Annotated in this window: 4 protein-coding genes and 5 pseudogenes; all 9 read right to left on the bottom strand. The window is 58.4% G+C overall.

Going from position 1 to position 19,928, the window contains the following annotated elements; all coding sequences use genetic code 11:
• Positions 1-14: 14 nt before the first annotated feature.
• Positions 15-764 carry a sigma-70 family RNA polymerase sigma factor gene (locus IPK32_09855; GenBank protein ID MBK8092254.1) on the bottom strand — a complete coding sequence of 250 codons (750 nt, stop codon included), beginning with the start codon at positions 762-764 and terminating at the stop codon, positions 15-17.
• Between the two features lie 69 nt (positions 765-833).
• The gene (locus IPK32_09850) at positions 834-3,914 is read right to left on the bottom strand and encodes a hypothetical protein (GenBank protein MBK8092253.1); all 3,081 of its coding nucleotides are present in this window, start codon (positions 3,912-3,914) and stop codon (positions 834-836) included.
• Between the two features lie 51 nt (positions 3,915-3,965).
• Positions 3,966-4,217: pseudogene (locus IPK32_09845) on the bottom strand (calcium-binding protein).
• A gap of 114 nt (positions 4,218-4,331) precedes the next feature.
• Positions 4,332-4,433 (bottom strand): annotated as a pseudogene (locus tag IPK32_09840) (hypothetical protein).
• Between the two features lie 84 nt (positions 4,434-4,517).
• A pseudogene (locus IPK32_09835) lies at positions 4,518-4,790 on the bottom strand (hypothetical protein).
• Positions 4,791-4,949: 159 nt separating this feature from the next.
• Positions 4,950-5,351: pseudogene (locus IPK32_09830) on the bottom strand (hypothetical protein).
• Positions 5,352-5,456: 105 nt separating this feature from the next.
• Positions 5,457-5,708: pseudogene (locus tag IPK32_09825) on the bottom strand (hypothetical protein).
• Positions 5,597-6,655 (bottom strand): hypothetical protein, encoded by a 1,059-nt coding sequence (locus tag IPK32_09820; GenBank protein MBK8092252.1) that lies wholly within the window; start codon positions 6,653-6,655, stop codon positions 5,597-5,599. The pseudogene IPK32_09825 and the gene IPK32_09820 overlap by 112 nt, the downstream one beginning before the upstream one ends.
• A 229-nt stretch (positions 6,656-6,884) precedes the next feature.
• Positions 6,885-19,763: a choice-of-anchor D domain-containing protein gene (locus IPK32_09815; GenBank protein ID MBK8092251.1), complete on the bottom strand. Its 12,879-nt coding sequence runs from the start codon at positions 19,761-19,763 to the stop codon at positions 6,885-6,887.
• Positions 19,764-19,928 lie beyond the last annotated feature (165 nt).

Below are 19,928 nucleotides of genomic sequence, written 5' to 3'. Positions count from 1 at the left end.
TTTATGGTATTTTTTCAATGTGCTGATGGACTGCGTCGCTCGAAGGCGCGAGCGAGGCAGGCGAGTTCCTCGTCCACGTCATTAGGATTCGAGATTGTCTGCTGCACCTCGCGCCGCAAACGGTCGCGATAGTCGCCGAGGAAGCGGCTGAGTGCCACGCGCAGCGCAGCGCTCGTCATGTTCAGCGATGCAGCCAGCGCATTCGTCTCTTCTCCGACGAGACTGCCACCAGCGAGAACGATGGGGCGCAGTGCACGGTAGAGCGTGTGTTTGTCCTTTCGCTTGTAATCGCCTTCCATCTCCGCCAGCACGCGGCGCAGCATCTCCTGCGCCCATTTGCGCTCGAAGATGCGTTCAGGAGTGTCTTGATCGGTGAGTTTTTCTTTTTGGAAACGCTCTTCGTTCCGCGCCAGTTCCTGCTCCGCCTCAATGCTCACATTCAACCGCTCCTTGGCATGATCTCGGTGCCAGTTCGCCAGAAAGCGGCTCATCGCCGTCGCAAGAAAGCCGCGCAGTCGCCCATGTTCCTGATGCGTATTTTGCAGGGACTCATTGCGCAGCAGCTTTGCCAGAAAATCCTGCAATGCGTCCTGAGCGTCATGATGTGCCAGGCCACGTCGACGAATGAAGCAGTAGAGTGGATAATGATACACTGCGCAAAGCTCTTCCAGCGCCGCCATCGCCACGGTATCATGGCGGCTGCGCAATCGGGAGATGAGAGTCCAGTCCGTGCTGGGGAAGTTGCCTTGCGCATTCGAGTTCATGGTTGGTTTGAGGACGGATACCCGCCGCTTCTCCCATCGCTACATAGCATGGTGAAAAAAAGTTTCGCATCACGGCCCTGTAACACGAATCCTATAAAAAAACGCTCCACCCGTGCTGGCGGAGTCCGTGAGCGTCACGAGGCCGTCAGCGGTAAGCGGACCGTTGGAGGTGAGGGTGATCCAAGAGTTCGCGTTGAGGGTTGAGCTGCGTTCCAGGTAGTAGGTGCGGCCCGCTTTGCCAGTGGCGCTCAGGCTGAAGGTGTTTTCCCCGCGCTGCGGATTTTCGGCTTTGAGGAAGTCACTACTGAGTGTGGGATTGGTATCGGCAGCGTATTCGGCGGCATTGGTGAAGCCATCGCCATCGAAGTCGAAGGCGTCGGCACCGTTGCCGCTGTTGGCGATGCTGCCGAAGTAAGTTTGACGCCAGCTTTCCTGCGGGGTCATTGGCAGCACATAGGTGAAGGTGACCGTGGCGACCTGGCCGCCCGTCACTGCGACGCTGGGTGAGGCCGGCGTGTCAAATCCGGCCACGGGGATGAGTTGTAGGATGTAGCTACCGGCGTTGAGGCCGCTTTTGATCGCGCTGCTGGCGCGGTAGGTCGTTTCGGGGCTCAAGCGCCAGCCTGCTCCCGCATTGCGTGCGGCGGCGGGCTCGATGATGACTCGGAGCGAGCCGGGATCACCCGCGCCGCCAGTCGTGGTAAAGCTGGTGTGTGTGATGCCGCCGCCGGTGTTGTTGCCGCCGCCGTTGCCGCTGACTTCGGCGCGGTTGAAGAGATCAATCACTGCGCTGTCGATGGCTCGCACCACTGTTTGATTGTCCCCACCGAGATAAATGGCCGCCGGATAATACGCGCCACTTTCAAACTGCACGCACAACGGCCCGCCGCTGTTGCCGCCACTGCTGCGGATGCCTGTCGTCGTGAAGGTGCGGCCAAAGGCGGTATTGAAGACGGCATTGAATGGCGATGTGGCGTGCATACGGCCCTGAGACGTTGTAGCGATTCCATCGACGGGATAGCCAACAAGCATCTTGTTCGCGCTGGACAGCAGGAACTCGTTCTGCGCCAGATCACTTGCCAAGAAGCCGCCGTAGCCGCCACGTCCGGCGTCTTGATCGAAATACATCGCCGCCACATCGAGCGTCTGTGATTGCGGTGAGGAGTCGCCGGGTGAGTTGTCGATCACACGCTGCGCGGCATAGCCGTCGAACAGATAAAAACCGCGCGGCAGGACCGGCTCCGGCTCATGAGTGCCGCGATGTCTTTGGAAGAGCCATTGCAGCCCCTGCGCGGCTGACAGTGTGCCGTCATCCCACACCACATGCGCCGCCGTGGCCACCACGCGGGCTTTGACCACGAATCCGGTGCTGGAACCGACGTTGCTGCGGATCTGGCCGACGTAGGCGTAGGGCTTGGTGGTGTCGGAACTCACGTTTTCAAAGGCGAGCACGCTGGGCGGCGTGCCGGTCGCCGAGTCGGGCAAAAAGTAGGTGATCGTCGGCGCGGCAGTCTGCGCATCGCTGATCATGACGTTCGCATTCCGCGGCGTGGCACGTCCGGTGACGGGTTTGCACTCGATGAGATAACTGCCGGGGATCAAACCGGTGAGCGTGGCCTCGCTGTTGCGCCAGTGGTTGTCATCCTCGCCAAGCAGTCGCCACTGCGCGCGTCCCGTGCCGCTGGTGATGGAGTCCGGCTTCAAAGTCACGCTGATGCCTCCGCTGCCGGTGACGGCCGTTTCAAAGTAATCACGCGCGATGATCATTGCCGCCTCGCCGCTGATGACGCTGACCGTTTCCGTTGGTGGATGGATGTAACCGGGCACGGGCCGGAACTCGATGTCACGGTCCCCCGTCGTCAGCCCACTCGCCGGAACACCTGATGCGCGCCACTCCTGCTCTCCGACGAAGCGCCAGCCATGAAGCAGGCCGGGAGGAGTGAGATTTACGATGAGGAAGCCCTGCGCGTCCGGCATGGCACCTGGAAAAATCTGCGTCAGGCCGGAGAGCAGATCCAGGCTGAAACTGGCGGTGCCGCTGACAACCTCCCCGCCAGCGCTCACCGCCCGCAGACGGTAGAAGTAAGTGACGCCTTGGGAAAGGCTCGTGAAGGAACCGGTCACAGCCGAGTTGCTGGATCCGGTGACCGTTGTGGGATTTGCAGTCACGCTTGTGGGGAAGGTGACTCCGTCCGAGCCGTAATCGAAGAAGACCTGCGTGCTCGCATCGTTCGCATTGACCGTGCCGCTGAGGCTCACGCTCGTCGTGGTGAGCGGCACCGCAGCTCCGAGGCTGACCACCGGCGCTGGTGCCTGGGCCACGAAGGTCTTGTCCACGCCATTGATCGGGATGGGGCTGCCCGCATTGATAGCCACGAGCCGGAAGTGATACGTCGCACCCGCGACGAGGCCAGTTAGCGGCGCAAACACATTTTCAATCGTTCCAGTGGCCGGCACGAGCTGCGAGCTCGACTGCGCCCCATACGCCATGGTCAGGCCAAACTCGAAGTAAGCCGTCGTGTCGCGTCCATTGGGCAGGACGGTGCCCACCAGCGTCGCACTGCTCGCGCTTACGTTCGCCGCGTCCCCCGTGAAGACCAGCGGCGGATTCGGCGCGGTGGTGAACACGGCGTCCTCGCCATAAGTTGTACCGGCCGCGTTTGTGGCCACGAGGCGAAAATGGTAAAGCGTGTTGTCTGTCAGACCGCCGATCACGCTGCTCGCGGGCACATCGAGGTAGCCGTTCCCGAGCGTCAAATCAGGCGTGACGTTTCCATAGGTGGTCGTGAGTCCATACTCAAAATGTGCGATCGTTGCAAGGTTGTTCGGGTTGGCGATTCCATTGAGAACCGCCCCGTCTCTAACGATCCCAGTGGCTGATCCAATGGTCACCTGAGGCGGCTGATCGGTCCCGAAGAATCTGGCGAGCGCGAAGTTGGTCTTGATGCCGTCATGCGCGTAACCCGCAAGGACGATCCTTCCATCCGGGCCGATGACGACGCTGCGGCCCACCGCATTGCCGCCCGGAAAATTTGACGTCACCCTGCCAGTGCCTCGAAAGGTCGTATCCAGGCTGCCATTGGCATTGTAGCGCACCACCGCGAAGTCGGTGAAGCCGGTGTTGGCATTGTAGGACTGGCCCACCGCCACCAGCTTTCCGTCGCTCTGCAATGCCAGATCGTACGGCACATCCGCCGCCGTGCCGATGGGCGTCACCACAAAACCATTGGTCCCGAAAGTCGTGTCCGCCGTGCCGGCAGCATTGTAGCGTTTCAGGCAGAAGTCCTGGCTTGCACCCGTACCTTTGATGCCGCCAATCAAAATTTTGCCATCACCCTGCCATGCTACGCAATGGACCTGATTCATCCCATTGGATTCTTCATTCGAGAACAACCTGCCGCCTGTGCCAAAACTGGTGTCCGGCGATCCATCGCTATTGTAAACGGTGACCATGTATCCTCCCTGTAGAGAGCCAGTGCTATACCCGCCCACGAGAATCTTTCCGTCGCCTGACAACGCCAAGTCCAAGGCGATGTCTTGATGATCGCTATTCGTGGAAGTGGTAGAACTCACCAGCCCTCCAACGCCAAAACCATTGTCGAGGTTTCCATCACTGTTGTAGCGCAAAACGACAAAGTCCTGAGTGCCCACGGGCTGCGCGTGGCCCATGACAAGTATCTTGCCATCCGGCTGAATCTTGACGCCTTCGGCCTTCGTCCCAGGATTGGGAGAGCCAATCACAGTCAGTATCCTGCCCGTGCCCGCGACACCAAAACTGGTGTCCAACGAACCGTCGGGGTGAAAACGCGCCAGCGCAAAGAGCCAAGCGCTGGAGGTCGAAGCTGTCCCCACAGCAATGATTTTGCCATCACTCTGCACCGCCACGCCGTTGGCGATATCGTTGCTACCGCCGAAATCGGTGACGACTTTGCCCGTGACGCCGAATGTCGCGTCCAGCGTGCCATCAGCGTTGTAGCGCACGACAGCAAAGTCATTGTTGCTACCGTTCTGGGAATAACCTGCCACAACCATCTTCCCGTCGCCCTGCAACGCCACCCCATTAGCCCCGCCATTAGATGAACCAACTGAGGTCACCAACTGACCGGATCCTCCAAAGGAAGTGTCAGGGTTCCCCGGACCGCCAAAAAGAGCAGCGAGGGTCGAAAAACTGGTGGTGCCAGAGAGCGCGCCCGTGTTTCCAGCACGATCTGTGGCGGCTGCTTTCACCGTGTGCAGACCGTTCACCAGCGCCGTGGTTGGTGTGAAACTCCAGTTGCCAGGACTGCCCGCGAAGGAGCTGCCCGCCAACGTGTCATCGAAGTAAATCGCCACCGTGGCTCCTGGCTCAGAGGTACCAGTGATCACGGGACGACTGCTATGGATCAGCGCCGCCTCGGCTGGACTCGTGATGATCGGTGCAACTGGTGCCAGGGTGTCTATGGTGAAGCTCACCGTGCTGGAAAGCGGCCCCGTGCTGCCAAAGCCGTCCGTCTCCGTCACCGCAGCCGTATGCACGCCATCGGCCAGCGCCGGACTCACCGTGAAGGACCACGCGCCACTTCCTTCCGCCAAGGTTGATCCGACCACACTGCCATTGATGTGAACATTCACCGTGAAACCGGGACTGGCCTTACCTGCGATCAAGGGCTGGCTGTTGTACGTATGGGATAGATGCGCGGGAATCGTCATGACCAGACTGCCTTCGGCAAAATAACCTGCGAGCGCGAAGTTGTTTTTGGTGCCGTCGTGCGCGTAACCCGCAAGGACGATCCTTCCATCCGGGCCGATGACGACGCTGCGGCCCACCGCATTGCCGCCCGGAAAATTTGACGTCACCCTGCCAGTGTCTCGAAAGGTCGTATCCAGGCTGCCATTGGCATTGTAGCGCACCACCGCGAAGTCGGTGAAGCCGGTGTTGGCATTGTAGGACTGGCCCACCGCCACCAGCTTTCCGTCGCTCTGCAATGCCAGATCGATGGCACATCCGCCGCCGTGCCGATGGGCGTCACCACAAAACCATTGGTCCCGAAAGTCGTGTCCGCCGTGCCGGCAGCATTGTAGCGTTTCAGGCAGAAGTCCTGGCTTGCACCCGTACCTTTGATGCCGCCAATCAAAATTTTGCCATCACCCTGCCATGCTACGCAATGGACCTGATTCATCCCATTGGATTCTTCATTCGAGAACAACCTGCCGCCTGTGCCAAAACTGGTGTCCGGCGATCCATCGCTATTGTAAACGGTGACCATGTATCCTCCCTGTAGAGAGCCAGTGCTATACCCGCCCACGAGAATCTTCCCGTCGCCTGACAACGCCAAGTCCAAGGCGATGTCTTGATGATCGCTATTCGTGGAAGTGGTAGAACTCACCAGCCCTCCAACGCCAAAACCATTGTCGAGGTTTCCATCACTGTTGTAGCGCAAAACGACAAAGTCCTGAGTGCCCACGGGCTGCGCGTGGCCCATGACAAGTATCTTGCCATCCGGCTGAATCTTGACGCCTTCGGCCTTCGTCCCAGGATTGGGAGAGCCAATCACAGTCAGTATCCTGCCCGTGCCCGCGACACCAAAACTGGTGTCCAACGAACCGTCGGGGTGAAAACGCGCCAGCGCAAAGAGCCAAGCGCTGGAGGTCGAAGCTGTCCCCACAGCAATGATTTTGCCATCACTCTGCACCGCCACGCCGTTGGCGATATCGTTGCTACCGCCGAAATCGGTGACGACTTTGCCTGTAGCGCCGAAAGTGGTGTCCAGCGTGCCATCGGTGTTGTAGCGCACGACAGCAAAGTCATTGTTGCTGCCGTTGTGATTATAGCCAGCCACAATCATCTTCCCGTCGCTCTGCAACGCCACCGCATGCCCCCGATCATCGCCGCTGCCAATCGCTGTTATCACCTGCCCGCCTGATCCAAAAGAAGAATCAAGATCGCCAGGGGCAGCAGCAGCCTGAAGCCCAATTAAGGCGATAGCAGCACTTACGATGATCTTGGCCCTATTCATTGCGGCATACTATTGGGACGTGGAGGATTGTCTATGGAATCAGTCAGTGGCATTTTGGGTGTCAGCTTGCTTCATTTGGCCGGATACCCGGCTCAGAATCAGATGTTACACATAAAACCAGCCATCACGGCCCCGTGACGCGAATCCTATAAAAAAACGCTCCACCGGTGCTGGCGGAGTCCGTGAGCGTCACGAGGCCGTCAGCGGTAAGCGGGCCGTTGGAGGTGAGGGTGATCCAAGAGTTCGCGCTGAGGGAGGAGCTGCGTTCTAGGAAGTAAGTGCGGTCGGCTTTGCCAGCGGCGCTCAGGCTGAAGGTGTTTTCGCCGCGCTGCGGGTTTTCGGCTTTGAGGAAGTCACTACTGAGTGTGGGATTGGTGTCGGCGGCGTATTCGGCGGCATTGGTGAAGCCGTCGCCATCGAAGTCGAAGGCGTCGGCACCGTTGCCGCTGTTGGCAGTGCTGCCGAAGTAAGTTTGACGCCAGCTTTCCTGCGGGGTCGAAATTGCGACGTAGTCGATGCTATAGGTCTGCGTGCTGCCTGCGACGACGAGCACAGATTGATTCGCAGGCGTTTGGTAACCTGCCGCAGGCGTGAACTCGATGAAGAAGGTGCCGGGAGTCAGCGCTGAACGCGTGCTGCCGCTGGGAGTGAAGGACTTGGTCGAACCAACAGGTCGCCAGCCATTGCCAGCGGGTGAGATGTTGATTTGAAGCGCCCCGGTGCTCGCTGTGCCACCCGCTGTGTAGCCTGTGTGGGTGATGCCGCCACCGGTGTTGTTGCCGCCGCCGGTGCTGCTGGTGCCCGCACGGTTGAACAGCTCGATGACATCGCTGTCGATAGCACGAACGACGGTCTGGTTGGTGCCGCCGAGATAGATGGCGGCGGGATACCAGCTTCCGTTCGTATGCTGTACGCAGAGAGGGCCGCCGCTGTTGCCCCCGAAGCTGTGCAGCCCGCTGGTGGTGTAAGTGCGGCCATAAGCGCTGGTAAAGCTGATGTTGGTCGCCGTGGTGGTGTGCATGCGGCCCTGCAAGGCCGGGTCGATACTGTCCACCGGGTAGCCCACGAGCATTTTGCTGGAACTGGAAAGCAGGAACTCATTGTTACTCAAATCACTGCCCAACCAGCCGCTGTAGCCGTCGCGTCCAGCGTTGGTGTTGAAGTAGATGACCGCAACATCGAGATGCTGTGACTGTGGAGAGGACTGACCGGGCGTGTTATCCGCGATGCGTTGCGCTGCGTAACCGTCAAAGGTATAAAAACCCTGCGGCACCTGCGGCACAGGATCATGCGTGCCCGCATCACGTTGGAACATCCACTGCACGCCTTGCACGGCGGACAGCGTGCCATCATCCCACAGCACATGCGCGGCGGTGGCCACCACGCGCGGTTTGACGATGAATCCGGTGCTCAATCCGGCGTTGCTGCGGATCTGGCCTACGTAAGCGTAAGGCTTCGAGGTATCCGTGGACACGGTGCTGAAGGCTTGCACGCTCGGCGCGAGGCCCGTGGGACTGCTGGCGGTGAAATACACCAAGGTGGGATTCACCGTCTGCCCACTGCTGACTGTCACGCTTGCCACAGCAGGAGTTGAATAACCGGCGACGGCCTTGCACTCCACAAGATAACTGCCCGCAGGAAGCAATGTGGCCGTGGTGCCGCTGTCACGCCAGGTGGTCTCACCGAGCAGCCGCCACTGGCTGCGATCCGCCTCCAGCGTGGCCTGCGCCAGTGTGTCCGGCTTCAACACCATGAGAATGCCGCCGCTGCCAGCGGAAGGAGTGGAGAAATATTCAAAGTCCGCCACTTGGCCGCTGGAGGTGACATTCACCGCATCCGCTCCCGGCTGGAGGTAGCCGGGCACCGGGCGGAACTCGATCACGCGTGATCCCAGCACCAAACCGCTCGCCGTCTCGCCGGAGGCACGCCAACGATGTTCACCCACAAAGCGCCAGCCGTTGAGCGGACTCGTCGGCGTCAAGATGACCGTCAGACTGCCATTCGAGGCAGGCGGCGCGTTTGGGAACTGCTGCAACAGGCCGGAGATGATCTGCGGTTGGAAGGTAAGCACGCTGCCGGTGGTCGTTCCTCCAGCACTCGTGGCCTTCACACGGAAATGATAGGTGGTGAACTGCGCGAGGTTTGCCAGATCGACGCTGACATCCGTCAACGTGTTGCCCGTCACAGGAGAAGGTGTGGCGGTGAGTGAATTCGGGAAGTTTAGGCCGTCTGTCCCCCACTCAAAGGTGACCATCGCGCTGCCGTTTTGGGCGTTCACTTTGCCGTTCATCCGCGCACCAGTCGTGCTCAAGGCCGCCGCCGCATGCGTTTCCACGGCAGGCGGCAGCGGCAGCGTGGTGAAGGTGATGCTCGTACCGGTTGTCGTGGTGCTGTTGTTGAAATTATTTTCCGCCACTAGCCGAAAATGATACTGCGTGGCGGGTAGCAGACCGGTGATGTCGTGGGTCATATTTTGCGGCGAGGTGCCGCTACCCGCACTGTAGTTGATGGAATTCGTGCCGAAACTGGGCGGAGAGCCGTACTCAAAGAAAACGTTGGTGATGCCCCCGTGCGGATTCACGCTGCCTTGCAGCCGCGCACTGTTGGTGGTGATATTCACCGCTGTCGTACCGGAGATGGTGGGAGCCTGAGTGGCGATGCCCACGCTCGTAGTGGTTAACGATACCACGTTCAAACTGGGCACATCCACAACTCCGGCCGGATTCTCCGCATAGACCCGATAGTAATAGGTGGTTCCGTGAAGCAGTCCTGAAACAGCCGTGCTTACCGGCACCTGACTCATACCCGCCGACACATCGGCTACATTGAATTCATTTACCCCGGACGTAAAACCTGCATTTGTCGAGAGCTGGAAGCGCACCTTCGTGACACGCCCGTTCGGATTGACCGATCCATTCAATGTGGCGCTGTTGTTGGCGACATTTGACGCGGCGCTGGCCAGAGCAGAGGGTGGATCAGTCAGAGTGGTGAACTGCTGGTCGTCACCATACACGAAGCTGCCGCCACCGTTGTAACTGGCGACGATGCGGTAGTGGTAGATCGTATTCGGTTCAAGGCTGGTGATGTTTTGCGTGGCCGTCTGGTTCGTACTACCGCTGAAGGGCTGCGAGGTGGTGGCAGGTAGGCCGTAGCTGACATCCGTGCCGAGCTGGAAATACACACTCGTAACTGAGCCGTTGGGATTAATAAGGCCGTTGAGTGTCGCGATGGTTTTATCAACCGCGGTGGCGGCGCTGGTGCTGACCACCGGCGTGCCAGCCGGCGGGGCGATGGGGACGGCGATCATGCTGATGTTATGCAGGGCCCCCGTGCCGGATGTCACCCGCACTACTTTCTCGCCGGGTGCGAGTGCTGCGGCGCTGACGGCCACGGGAGAGGTCACTGGTGATGGCGCGGTGGAACCATGACCCAACTGACCGGAACCGGCCAATCCCCACGCTGCGAGGGTGCCGTCTGACAGTAGCGCAATGTGATGCTGTCGGCCGACTGCGAGCATAGTGACAGTCTTCCCCGCCAGCGCTCCAGTCATGGGCACGGCGAACGGAACCTGGATATAAGTTGTCGCCGTGCTGATACCAAGCTGCGAGTTGTTGTTGCGTCCCCAGGCGGCTAACATGCCGTCCGTGCCGAGCCAGGCGGCATGGAACTGTCCGGCTCCTTGCTGCGCTGTGGCACGTCCAGCGAGCACTCCACTCATGTCCACCAGCACGGGCAGCGTGCTGCTCGTGGTGCTGCCATTGCCCAGCGCACCAAAGCCATTATCCCCCCAGGCCGCTTGCGTGCCATCTGAGCAGACGACATAGCTATGCGTATATCCAGCGGCCACGCGACTCACCTGTTTGCCGGCCAGCACCCCGCTCATGTCCACCGCCACTGGCGCTCCGGCGTTCGTGCTGCCGCCATTGCCGAGCTGCCCCCCACCATTGCTGCCCCAGCCAAACACCGTGCCGTCAGAACAGCGCGCCAGCGCATGGGTGCCACCAGCCGCGACGGCGGTGACGATCTTTCCTGATAAGGCGCCATTTGCCGTCACCAGCACCGGTACAGGACTGTTCACCCCTAGATCACTGTTGCCGAGCTGGCCTTCGATGTTGCGTCCCCATGCGGCTACCTTGCCATCGCTGCACAGCGCGAGGGTGAAGTCCGCCCCCGCCGCGATGCCTACCACGACCTTGCCAAACAGCGCGGCACTGGTGGTGAGCACCGCAACCGGCGTGGCACTGTTGCCAGTCGCGTTGTTGTTGCCCAACTGGCCGCTCACATTGCTACCCCAGGCAGCGAGCGTGCCATCCGCACACAAGGCCACACTATGATTGGTTCCACAGGTCACTGAAAGGATGCGTTTGCCTACCAATGCACCAGTCGTCATGTTCACCACCACCGGCATGCTGCTATTGGAAAAAGCGCCATTGCCGAGACTGCCGCTGGTTCCCGCTCCCCAGGCCAACAGCCGTGCGCCCGCCCATTGCAGCACCAGATCGTTGCCATCCCCGCCGTAGTAGTTTGCCACGAAGGTGTAGGTGGTGCCGTTGTACTCCAGTTCCACGTCTTGTCCCTGCACCAACTGGCCGTAAACCGAGCTGTCGAAGTAGCCGTCAATGAATCCCGTGCCTGTATTGTTAAGCACCGTCAGCGTGGTGCCTGTCGGAGGCGCAAATCCCAGATTAAAGATCACCTCTTTGCTGCTGGAATCAAAGGTGCCTGCCTGCGCTGGAATCTCCGTACCAGTGAGCCAGGAAGCATAGAGTTCGGGGTCGCCCGTTCCGCTGATATTAAGCTCAAATGGGTTCAATGCCCCGGCCGCATTGCTGGCGATGCTTAGTGTCACTGGTTTACCGCCATAACTCGCCGGGGTGAAGGCAAACGTGATGCTCGTCGCATCGCCCGGTGCCAGTGTGGTCGCAGGCTGACGAGTGATTGTATAGTGGCTCTGTCCCACCCCCGAGAAACTTGCGGCGATGCCTGAAAGAGTCAGCGCACCAGTGTTTCGCACGATGAAAGTTTGTGATTTCGTGCTACCCACGACGATGCCTCCGTAATTGGGTCCGCTCACTGCATTATCGCCCAAGATCACACCCTCTGTCGTTTCTACTTGAATCATCGGCGCAGGTGGACCGGCACTGACAATGCTCACCACATGATCCGTGTAGGCACCACCCGCGATGGCGGCAAAACTCTCATCGACTCCCAACATCGTCGCGGAGACAGCCACTGGCACAGCACTGTCCACGCCGCTGTTGTTGCCGAGCTGACCGAATTGATTCCAGCCCCAGGCCGCCACCGTCCCGTCCGAGCACCGAGCCATCCTGTGCCGGAAGCCTGTTCGAATGTCGGTAATCGTTTTCCCTGCAAGCACTCCTGTCAAATCGACTGCTGCTGGCACGCCATAGCTGGTTCCAACGGTGTTGTTGCCGATCTGCCCGCGATCATTGTGACCCCACGCGGCCAGCGTGCCGTCAGAGCACAGTGCCATGCTGCCATTGCCACCCGCCGCGATCTGCACCACGAATTTTCCGCTGAACGCACCCGACGTGATCACCTCCACCGGCACACCACTGTTGGCAGTACTGTTATTGCCGAGTTGTTTGTTCGCATTCGACCCCCACGCTGCCACCGTGCCATCGGCGCAAAGAGCCAGCGTGTGGCTGTAGCCAGCCGCGATAGCCTTCACAGCTTTCCCAGCCAGTACACCGCCCGTCACCACCTCCACCGGCACAGAACTGCGCGCCGTGAGGTTGTTGCCGAGTTGCTTGGAATCATTATCGCCCCAGCACACTACCATGCCATCGGAGCAAAGCGCTGCGCTGTGAGAGTAGCCCGCCGCCACCGCCACGATACGGCGTCCCGCCAACACCCCCGCAATGTTCACCAGCACTGGCGTGGCACTGTCCAGCGTGCTGTTGTTCCCTAGCTGACCGTACGCATTGTCACCCCAGGCCGCTACCGTGCCATCCGAGCACAGCGCTAGGCTGTGCTTCCACCCTGCCGACACGGCGATCACCTTTTTCCCACTCAACACGCCATTCATCGTCACCGCCACTGGCAGTGGCGCATTCGCGGTATTGCCATTGCCGAGTTGCCCGTCCGAATTCATCCCCCAAGCCGCTACCGTGCCGTCTGAGGTCACGGCAAGGCTAAAATCACGCCCGGTGGTGGTTGAGAAGATCGTCTTTCCTTCGATCACAGGCGTCGCCACCACCTGCGTTGCCATATTCGCCTGTGCCGCTGTGCCACTGATCCCCAGTGCCCCACCCGAATTGATGCCCCACGCCATCAGCCGTGTATAAGCCCACTCAAGCACCAGATCGTTGCCATCCCCGCCAAAGTAGTTCACCACAAAGACGTAATTCACGCTGTTGTAATTGAGCGTCACCGTCTGCCCCTGCGCTAGATTCACGAACTCACCCGAAATCGGCTGCAAAGAGGTGTTCTCGAAGACCTTGAGGCCCGAGCCTGGAGTCGGCGTAAAGTTGAGCGTGATGTTGAGCGTGCGGCCTGTGGCCATACATCCTTGAAATCGCAATGGCACGTCTGAGGCCGAGTTAAAAACTAAGCTGCTCGACATTTCGACCCCGAGTCGAGCCATGGCAAAATCTTCGCTCCCGTTGAAGGAATAACCCGCCATGACGATCTTGCCGTCCGGTGCGATCTCCATGTCGTGGCAAAAATCGTCTGAATGACCCACTGAAATCATTGCCTTGCCGCCACCATGAAAGCTGGGATCGAGGTTTCCCTCTGAATCGAGGCGCACAGCAGCAAAGTCCGCTAGGAATCGATTTTCGACGTTGGCACGCCCCCCAGCGACGATCTTGCCGTCCGCTTGGATGCCGACGGAAATGGCATAATCCCTGCCGCTGGTGATGGACACGGTCCTGGAACCACCGGAAGCGAAGTTGGTGTCGAGCGCACCGTTTGAATGGTAACGGGCGAATCCGAATTCCATGCCCAGGGCACCAGCCACGATAATCTTACCATCGCGCTGGAGGCACAAACAAGGCCCGCCCGAATATTGTTCTCCCAATGGAATGGTTACACGCCCCGTTCCTCCAAAACTGGTGTCCAAGGTGCCGTCTTGATTATATCGAATGAGCGCATTTCCTCCAGAATAGCCGCAAACGAGAAGCTTCCCATCTTCCTGCAGAGCGACATCTGTGACAACATCGTAGTCGCCTGCAAACGAAGTCAATAACTTGCCCGTGCCGCCAAAAGACAAGTCGAGAGTTCCATCTGTGTTATAGCGGGTAACCGCTATTTTTCTTGGCTTATCCCAGTTCTCGGACTGTCCGATTGCGATGATCTTCCCGTCTTTTTGGACCACAAGCTTTGTACAATTTTCCTTTTCACCAAAGTCCGTGGAAACAGTTCCCGCATTGCCGAAACTGTTGTCTGGCAAACCGTTTGCTTGGTAACGCATCATGAGAAAGTCGGAGCCGCCGCCGCCTCCTAAGACGATGCGACCATCGCTTTGCAGCGCTACACAAGCCGCTCCCGCATTGGCCTTGGTGGCCACTCCCCCGACTCCAAAGCTGCCATCGAGAGACCCGTCAGGATTATGGCGCACCACAACAGCGTCGTAGTTGAAGCCGCCTTGAAAGGCGTAGCCAACTGACACCACCTTTCCATCCGGCTGTATCGCAATTCCATTGGCGCTATCGATGTTGCTCGATCCTCCAAATCGGAAGCGCCCGCTTCCATTGAAGGTAACATCCGGCCCACCAGCACCCGGCAGCAGCAGCGTCAGGTCATTGCCCGTGCCGCCGCTGTAGTTGGCGATGAAGTTGTAAGACACGCTGTTATAAGTCAGCGGCACCGTGTCCCCATTGGCAATATTGGTGAAGGTTCCTTGGATGGGGTGCGATCCCGTGTTGTTAATAAGGCGCAGTTCAGTCCCTGGAGCGGGCGCGAACCCGAGCGTCGGATTTAGCGTTAGCCCCTCACCAAAGATCAAGGCAGCATTCAGTGGGGTGCTCGTTTCAGATGTGAAAACTGCCTCATGGCTTGTTTCAACGAGGTAGCGCGTCAGCGCAAAATCCGAGTTTCCACCACTGGAGGCCATTCCGGCGAGGACGATGCGCCCGTTCGGCTGCAGTGCCATGCCATAAGCATGATCGTAGCTTGTGGCCCCAAATGATGTGCTCAGTTTACCTGAGCCGTGGAAGCTCGTGTCGAGATCCCCGTTCGTATGCAGGCGTGCCAGAAGGAAGTTTTCAGCCACGCCATCTTCGGTGATGCCTCCGACGAGGATTTTACCACTCCAATCGAGTTCCACGCTGTAAGCGTAGTCGCCGTAGCCGCCAAAGGCGATTCCCACCAAACCATCGCCATCAAACGTCGTGTCCAGCGTGCCATCGAAATTATAGCGGACGATCACCGCATCATGTCCTCCGCCTCCTGGTGCATTACCCGCGAGCAGGATCTTTCCATTAGACTGAAGGGCAAGTGCACGACCAAAGTCCGATGCGCCAACCTGTGTTGTCACCCAGCCGCCACTGCCGAAACTGGAGTCCAGCCAGCCTCCGTGGGCCAACCGAGCAAGAGTGAACACACGATCGCTGCCGACTTGGTAATAGCCTCCCAGATAAACACGTCCATCCGGCGTCAATTTGAGACAAGTAGCTTCGTCATTCCTGCCGGGCTGCGAGAGTGTTGATAGGCTTCCCAAGTAGTCAGGGAACAAACTCCCATCCTTGTTGTAGGCGACTACACAGAAGTCGGTGTCCGTCCCGTTCCAGTAGTCACCTCCCACAAAAATTCTGCCATCTTCGTGCAGCACGACTGCTCGCCCTTCGGAAGTCGTCCCGACCGGGGTAACCACTTTACCATCGTTATCGAACGTATTGTCCAGGGTGCCGTTGGTATTGTAGCGCACCACGGCGACATGCTGCACACCGCTATTGGTCGAAAAACCTGCCACAACGATCTTCCCATCCGCCTGCACCGCCACGCCATAGGCCTGATCGCTTTCATTACCTATGGAGGTAGTCACTTTGCCTCCCGTTCCAAAGCCCGAGTCCAGCGTTCCATCAGTATTGTAACGCACCACTGCGAAATCATCACTACTACCGTTGTAAGACCATCCTACGGCCACAACCTTTCCATCCGCCTGAACCGCGACATCCCACGCCTGCTCATTCCCACTACCAATGGCAGTCTTCACCTTGCCGCTGGCATTGAAGCTGTAATCCAGCACCCCCGGCCCTTGCAGCACCAGCACGAGGTCATTGCCATCGCCGCCGAAGTAGTCGGCGTTGAACTCGTAGCCCACGGTGTTGTAAACCAGCGTCACGAGCTGGCCCTGCGCCAGATTCGTGAAGGTTCCGTTGATGGGATTGGCACTGGTGTTATTCACCAGGGTGAGGACGGTGAAAAGCGCGGGCGTATAGCCCAACGTGGGCGTCACCGTACTGCCGGTGGCGGTGAAGCCATTCGTGGTGAGGGCGATCTGGCTGCCAGAGGTGAAATCGGCAGTCAATGCCCCGGATGCATTGCCATTCAACGTGATGTCAAATGGGGCTTCATCTCCGTCATTGCTGGTGATCTGGACTGCGACGACATGCGCTCCGACGGTCGTTGGCATGAAGCTGACGGTGAATGTGGTACTCGTACCAGGAGCCAATGTCGTAGCCCCGAGGCTCCCCAACACATACTCTGATGCATTGGCCCCGCTTTTCGTGACATTCAGTCCCGTCAGATCGGCTCCTCCTGTGTTCCGAATCGTAAAGGTCTTTGTGGCCCCAGCAGTATTGATCAGCGTCGTGCCGAAATCCACGGCCCCAACTGCATCCGCCAAAGCCCCAGTTTCTGTCGCTTCTACGCCAATCTCTGGAAACGCTGGCGGCGTCGCCACGACGGCGAGACTGTGCTCGCTGCGAGCACCGGTAACAGCAGCGACAAAGCGTTCCCCATAGGTCATGGAGCTCATGCTGACGAGCACTGGGACGGTGAACGTGGGGTCGCCTGGTTCCCCCGTACCTAACTCTCCTTTTGAGTTATTGCCCCACGCCACAATAACCCCATTCGAACAGAGCGAAAGACTGCGGCGGTATCCCGCATAAACGCTGATCGGTGTGACTCCAATCAGAGCGGAGCCATTGGTGGATGCATTCACGAGCACTGGAACAAAGCTGTTGGTGGAACCAACAAGGGTGGCTAAATTACTCCCCCATGCCGTCATGGCACCATCGGTGCAAAGCGCCACCGTATGGGATGATCCTCCAGCCATCGTGGCGACACTCTTATTGTATAGAGCTGACAAGCCTTGATCTATGTTCACAAAAACAGGAGACGTGCGGAAGATATTGTCACTGTTATCGCCAAGCCTCCCGTTTCCATAGTTTCCCCACGAAGTCAGAACTCCATCCGTGCAGAGCGCCAAATTATGTGACTCACCAGCTGCCACTGATTGGACAGTTTTTCCAAAAAGCGCGGAGGTGCCAGAACCAGTAGCAACTAGGACTGGGCGAAAACGGTGCGTCTGTGAGCCATCACCAAGCCCGCCATGCGAATTGTATCCCCAAGATACCAAGGTGCCGTCTGTTGCTAGTGCCAGACAGTATTCACCGCCGAGCGATATTTGAGTGACTCTTTTGCCAAAGAGTGCCGACTGACCGAATTCCGTGCTAACGGCACCCGGAACCCGGGTGGTGTTACCGCTCGTGCCATTCCCCAGTTGCCCCCAACTGTTCGATCCCCAAGCCGCCACCGTGCCGTCCGAGCAGAGAGCAGCACTGAAGTAAGAGCCTGCCGCCAGAGCCACCACACGCTTGCCAAAAAGAGCTGAGACTCCTGATGACGAGTTTACCGCCACGGGCACACTTCGAGGTGAAACGATAGTATTGTCCCCCAATTGACCGAATCCATTATCACCCCAGGCCAGAACGGTTCCATCGGTGCAGAGGACCAAACTATGAAACGCCCCTGTGACGATGCTCACAATGTCTTTCCCTGCTAGCGCAGATGTCCCACCAACATTGTTGACCGGCACAGGGCTATTGCGTGTGGAAACACTGTTGTCCCCCAACTGTCCTGAACTGTTGAAACCCCACGCCATGAGTCGCCGGTTTTTCCACAGCAGCACGAGGTCGTTGTAGCCCTCCCCACCGTAGTAGTAGGCCACGAAGTCGTAGTTCACCCCGCCGTAGCTCAACGTCACCGTCTGGCCGTTGGCGAGGTTGCTGAAGGTGCCATTGATGGGATCCAAGCTGGTGTTGTTCACCACGAGCAGCTCGTCCCCGGTGGTGGGGGCGTAGTTGAGCGTCAGATTGACCGTACTGCCCGTAGCGGTGAAGCCGTTGGAGGTCACAGGCACCGTCGCCTTGGAGCTGAACGAAGCCACTAAATTGCCTGCGCCAGAGAGAGATATGTCGAAGGGATTCTCGTCCACATCATTGCTGGCAATCTGGATGGATGCGTTTTTTCCGCCAGCCTGCAACGGGTTGAAGGTAACGCTGAAAGTTGTGCTGGCACCCGGGGCGAGCGAAGTGCTCATGCCAGTCGTATTGATCACGAAATCCGCCGCATTAGTCCCGCTCTTGGTCACGGCGAGGCCGGTGAGATCCAGAGTCCCCAGATTACGGATCGAGAAGGTCTTGGTGACTCCAGCCGAGGCGATTGCGGTAGAGCCGTAATCAATCGTTGATGCTCCATCGGTCAGATTCGTTGCTGCAGGCTGCTCAATGGCAATTTCAGGGTAATCGCCGATATACCGAACAACTGCAAAGCTATACCTAGTGCCAGTGTAGGTATAGCCAGCAGCGACAATATTCCCATCGTTCTGGATCGCCACGCTTGTGCCATAATCGCCGCTACTGCCGATGGGGGTAGTTACCTTCCCGCTGTTACCAAAACTCGCATCCAGTGCCCCCGCACTTGTGTAACGCACCAGTGCAAAGTCTCCAGAAGAGCTTCCTGCGACAATGATTTTCCCATTGTTTTGGATTGCCACGCTTTGACCATTGTCGTCCCCGCTACCAATTGGGTTGGTGGCTATGCCAGCGCTACCAAAACTCGTGTCCAACGCCCCTGTGCTTGTGTAGCGCACGAGCGCAAAGTCATTGCTGCTGCCGTTTCTATAAAACCCTGCAACGACGATGTTCCCATCGTTCTGAAGTGCCATGCTAAAGGCTTGGTCATTGCCACTACCAATGGGGGTGGTCACTATACCGCCAGTGCCGAAACCAGTGTCCAGAGTCCCTGTGGCTGTGTATCGCACCAACTTAAAGTCGTCGTTGCTCCCGTTGGATGAATAACCCGCCACGAGGATATTCCCATCTCCCTGCACCTTCACGCTTAAACCTGATCCTCCACCAATGGCCAAGGACACCAAGCCGCCTGTGCCGAAGCTCGTATCCAAAGCCATGGCGCTAGTGTAACGCACGAGAGCGAAGCCGTTTGAGACAGAAGACCAGCCAGCCACAATGATCTTCCCATCGTTTTGCAGCGCCACGCTCCTGCCATCATCACTGCTACTTCCAAATGAGGTGGTGACCTGTCCATCCAACACTCCTGCACTTGTGTAGCGGACCAACGCAAAGTCGTAATTGCTGCCGTTCCACCTATTGCCCGCGACAAGAATCTTCCCGTCATTTTGCACAACCACTCCGTAACCAGCTCCACCTGTGGCACCACTACCCACAGATGTCGTCACCTTCCCGCCAGTGCCAAAGGTGGAGTCTAAAACGCCCGAGCTTGTGTAACGCACCAAGCCGAAATCGTTATTCGTTCCATTGTGAGAGTACCCGGCAACAAGAATCTTCCCGTCAGCTTGAACAGCAACACTGAAGGCCTTGTCGTCCGTGCCGCTACCTACAGATGTCGTGACCTTTCCAGAACCGTTAAAGGTCGTGTCTAGGTCACCAGGAGCGGCGGAAACCGTAGCTGGTCCGCAAGTTGCCATTACCCACAGAGCGCCGAAGATGATTCCACACCAGCTCCGGCCTCCATGGAGCAGCGGCTTTTCAAAATGAGGCAGCGTTGGATTCATAAGGTAATAAATAGCTTCTCGCGGTTATCTCCTATCGGACTAAGAGGTCGAAAACTAGGTGAATCATAGTCAAACGACCACCCGTGGCGATGTTTTCTTTGGGGACAGGCCTGTGGGGGGGGGCGGAGGTGGATGGAAGAGAAAAGGGCATGGGAACGGCCCGTC

The organism is Verrucomicrobiaceae bacterium (assembly GCA_016713035.1).
Classification (GTDB): Bacteria; Verrucomicrobiota; Verrucomicrobiia; order Verrucomicrobiales; family Verrucomicrobiaceae; genus Prosthecobacter.
The sequence above is the reverse complement of the archived record's forward strand: the minus strand, read 5'-3'. Positions and strand labels throughout refer to the sequence as shown.